The following is a 4,260-nucleotide window of genomic DNA, read 5'->3' as shown; positions in this document are numbered from 1 at the left end:
TCGAATGAGACATACACGCCACTTTCAGTCCCGGCAAAGAGCAAGCCCTTGCGCACCGGGTCTTCACGTACGGTGTTGACCCACCAATTGTCGGGCAGGCCGTTGACAATGAGTTGCCAGGTCTTGCCGCCATCGTGGGTGCGGTAGATGTACGGCCGCTTGTCGTCGAGGCGGTGGCGATCGACGGCCGCGAAGACGGTGTTGGCGTCGAAGTGCGAGGCGTCGAGGATGCCGACCTTGCTCCACGGTGTGAGCTGCGCCGGCGTGACGTTCTGCCACGACTTGCCGCCGTCGTGGGTAGCCTGGATGAGACCGTCGTCGGTGCCGATCCAAACGTCATCTTTTTTCAGCGGCGAGGGCGCAATCGCATACACCACGCCACGCCGCGGTCCGGTGACGCCGTGGGTTGCGGTGACCGGGTCCAGATTCGGCGGCGCTCCGGGATTCTCGCGCGTGAGGTCGGGACTGACCATCTGCCAGCTCTCCCCGCCGCTGCTGGTCTTGAACACGTACTGTGAGCCGAAGTAGAGGTCGCGGGGATCGGCAGCGGAAAAAGCGAGCGGCAGCGTCCAGGTGCGACGGAAGGGACCGAACTGCGAGTAGCCAAGTTCGGGATCGACGTTGCGGTTCAGGTTCGTCAGAACGTTGCAACGAGTGACGGTCCCGCCGAAGATCTCACCAGGATGGAGCGGGTCAGCAACGACATAGCCGCTTTCGCCGCCGCCACAAACGCCCACCCAGTCGCGAAACGATATGTTGCCGGAGTTGCTGCGGCTGGCAACACCGACCGCGCCGCTGTCCTGCTGCGCGCCGTATACCCAGTAAGGGAAGCGGTTGTCGGCCGTGACGTGGTAGAGCTGCGCGGTAGGCTGGTTGTACCAGGAACTCCAGGTCTTGGCGCCGTCCACTGTGACAATGGCCCCCTGGTCGCTGGCCAGTACCATGCGCGCGGGATCGTCGGGATAAATCCAGAGCTGATGATAGTCGTCGCCGCCGGGCGCGCCCTTGATGGCGTCGAAGGTTTTGCCGCCATTCATCGAGCGGTAGGTCGACGTATTCATCACATAGAGGACATCGGGATTCTTCGGGTCCACGGTGATGCCGCCGAAATACCAGCCGCGTCCCCAGATGCGCGCATCATTGTCGGCGAGGCGCCAAGTCGTACCGGCATCGTCGGAGCGATAGACGCCGCCGTTCTTGGCGTCCACCAGCGCGTACACGCGATTCGGGTCGGAGGGCGCGACCGCCACGCCGATGCGGCCCACGCGGTCTGTCGGCAGGCCATTGGCAAGCGGCTGCCAGTGATTGCCGCCGTCAGTGGACTTGTAGAGGCCGCTCCCCGGACCGTTCGACGGCGGATACACGTTCCACGGAGGACGGCGCGTGCGCCACATCGCGGCGTAAATGATGCTGCTGTCGCGGGGATCGAAGGCGAGGTCAATCGCACCGGTGTTCTCGTCGTTGTAGAGCACCTTCTGCCAGGTGCGGCCGCCGTCGGTGGAGCGGAACACACCGCGCTCCGCATTCGGGCCGTATGGATGTCCTAGCGCGGCGACGAACACGCGGTTCGGATCGTGCGGGTCCACCAGCACGCGGCCGATGGCCTGGGTGTCGTGCAATCCGATGTCGGTCCAGGTCTTGCCGCCATCGGTGGACCGGGAAATGCCGTTGCCTTCCGAAATGTCGGAGCGCATGTCGGCCTCGCCGGAGCCGACATAGATGACGTTTGCATCGGAGGGCGAGACGGCCACGGCGCCAATGGAACCAACCTTCACCTGGTCGAAGATCGGGGTCCAGGTGCGGCCCGCGTTGCTGGTGCGCCAAACGCCCCCGACAACCGCACCGAAATAGAAGGTTTCGGGCTGGCCGGGCACGCCGGTGACGGCCACGGTTCGGCCGGCGCGGAACGGTCCGATGAGGCGCCAATCGAGGCCGGAGTAGAGCTGCCAGTCAACTTGTGCCGAGGCAGCGATGGAGAAAGCCGACAACAGCAGGACCAGAACACGGAGGGATGTGTTTCCCACGATGGCCGCGAAGGTAATCCCGGCGAATTGCTAAGTCAAGCGCCCCGCCCCGAGCGGCGGGAGATTTAGATTCATGTTTCTCCACCGCCTCAGGGCCTAATCGCCGTTGCCACGTGGGAAGAGGTCCTGCGGGTTCGCCTGCGCAGCGGCCGCAGTGCGCACATTTTGCTCTTGTGTGCGACTCTGAATTGCCTTAAAATCAGCCCGCTTTCTTCGGTGCATAGGATTGAGACACCATGGAGCAGAGCCCGACGTTCATTCACCAAGAACTTAGATTCGATCGACTGATCACGTCGATCTGCACAGACTGTTGCTTTTACGTCGCGATAAGCGCCGATCCCAGAGCTATCGCCGCAGCTGAACAAGATCACATTTGCATTGCTAGCAGGCGGTCACCAGTTGCAGCGAGAGAGCAGACGCTAAAAGCCTCCTGAACAGGCCTCGTCCCACCCAGGCGCCGGTAGAACACGAACGACAGGAAAAACAAGTTCACCGCAACTATGGTGAAGAGCAACCACAGAGCTAAGCGCGTTATATCTTCCAGCAGAACCAAGTGATTCCCCGCACAGTTTGACTTGTTGTAGTTAGGTAGAGATGCTGGTTGCGCGGGTTCCGCTGCGCGGTTTTTTGCTGCAATTCACTCCGTTGCAGCAATTCTGGAGCATGCAGCAGGAACGTGCAACCGAATTCTGGAACTAATACCCGGAAACAAGTACCTGTCCAGCAGCGCAGGCCGGCGGTCGGCCAAAGCGGTACCCGAGGAATGGAGGCCTTTTTCAGGCCTTGGCGCTCTTGGACGGCGACACCATGGCGACGCTCATTCCGTCGCAGCCGTGCTGAACGCAGCGCCAAGTCGACAGCGAGTGGATTGTCTCCACCGACGCCAATTACATAGGCAGGGAATCCGCCGAGCGATTTTCCGACTGGCATGCGGCCCTTTTCCCGACGGGGCGGAGCGGAATGCGTCGGATCAACGTCGGTGGGTGGCGTGATGACAGCCATGTACCGATGCAAGTCGTCTCAGGCCCGCTTTCGCACTCGACCGTTTCTACCGCGGAGAGCGGATGACCGTTTTCTTGGCCAATGCTCCACAGAATCTCAACCGCGAACTTAAGTTGTTGCCGGATACGAATGGGACTGTGACGCTCCTGCGTGCGTTTGGAACGGTCCTTTCATGGCGCAGGGAAGAGACGGACTACCCATCGCGCATCCGCTGCTTATCTATGCTGAACTGCTGCACGAAGGTGAGCCGCGCGCCCTCGAGGCAGCCGCTCAGATCCAGGAGAAATACCTCGCGCAATGATCCAGCTATTACCCAAAGAAATCCAAGCGTTGCGCCAACTGACCCTTCCGAGTTACAAGCGGCCGCGAAGGCCGGCCCTCGGGGCAACTTACTTGGTACTGCTAGGGCCCTAATTCACGGTCACCGCCAGGTGGTTCCCACTCGCCGGCCCAGTGAATCCGGTCGGCGTCGTCAGACTGATGGTGGCTGTTCCCGCCGCCACCGGTTGCAACGTGATGGTCCCGCCCGCGTCGCCAGCGTTCACCCCAAGCGGCGTGCCCGCGATGGTGGCGGCGCTCAGGTTGTTGCTGCTGACGTTCACGGTGGCAGAGAATCCACCGCGAACCGCCTCGTACACCAGAGTCGGGTTGAGCGTGTTCGGATCCAGAACGGCGGCCCGGACCGTCAGCGTCACATTTCCGTTAGACAACACAGTTCCAAAGTTTTGGCCGACCCCATTGGGGCCTTCCAGCACGAACCCGGAGGGCGCCAGGGTGACGTTAAAGCTGGAAGAGGCGAAGCCCGAACCGGGCGCCGAGACGGTCAACTGTACCGTGCCGGTGTCGCTGAGCGCCTGCACGTAGTAGTTGGGGAACCCGATCGAATTTACCCCACTGCCCTGAGAAACAGTTACGGAAATACTCGCGCTTCCAGCCGCCGTCGGCGACGTCGAGAGCAACACTTTACTCGGATCACTGCTGGTGATTGTCAACTGCATATCGGTCGGCGCCGGCGCGTCGAGCGCACCCGAGCCGAGCACCTGCAAGTTTTTGCCGATCACGGTCTGCGTCATGCGCAGCGTCACAGAAGGTTGTGTCACCGTGGCCGTGATCTGGCCGCCGCTGGACGGGGTTGAGAAGCCCACCGGTTGCGTGACGCTAAGCACGGTCGTGCCACTCTGCTTGGGCAGGAACAAGAATCCGCTGTTCGAGGAATCGCCTGCCTGGAACGGCA

Annotated in this window: 3 protein-coding genes and 1 pseudogene; 2 read left to right on the top strand and 2 right to left on the bottom strand. The window is 61.8% G+C overall.

The genetic code is table 11. The features are described from left to right. Positions 1–1,889, bottom strand: a 1,889-nt coding sequence (locus VF515_08720; GenBank protein ID HEX7407714.1) for a hypothetical protein, incomplete at its 3' end; no start/stop codon positions are given. A 1,059-nt stretch (positions 1,890–2,948) separates the two neighbouring features. Between VF515_08720 and VF515_08715 the strand changes: the two are divergent. Beyond that, a pseudogene (locus VF515_08715) lies at positions 2,949–3,056 on the top strand (DUF4172 domain-containing protein). Between the two features lie 142 nt (positions 3,057–3,198). Further along, the gene (locus tag VF515_08710) at positions 3,199–3,327 is read left to right on the top strand and encodes a type IV toxin-antitoxin system AbiEi family antitoxin (GenBank protein ID HEX7407713.1); all 129 of its coding nucleotides are present in this window, start codon (positions 3,199–3,201) and stop codon (positions 3,325–3,327) included. Positions 3,328–3,436: 109 nt separating this feature from the next. On the opposite strand, the gene VF515_08705 is transcribed toward VF515_08710, so the two are convergent. Further along, a complete protein-coding gene (locus VF515_08705) occupies positions 3,437–4,099 on the bottom strand; it encodes a hypothetical protein (protein HEX7407712.1) in 663 nt (220 codons plus the stop codon). Positions 4,100–4,260: the final 161 nt, after the last annotated feature.

It is taken from the genome of Candidatus Binatia bacterium, from assembly GCA_036382395.1.
Taxonomy (GTDB): Bacteria; Desulfobacterota; Binatia; order HRBIN30; family HRBIN30; genus JAGDMS01.
Note: the sequence above shows the minus strand (reverse complement) of the source record. Positions and strands in the feature narration are given on the sequence as shown.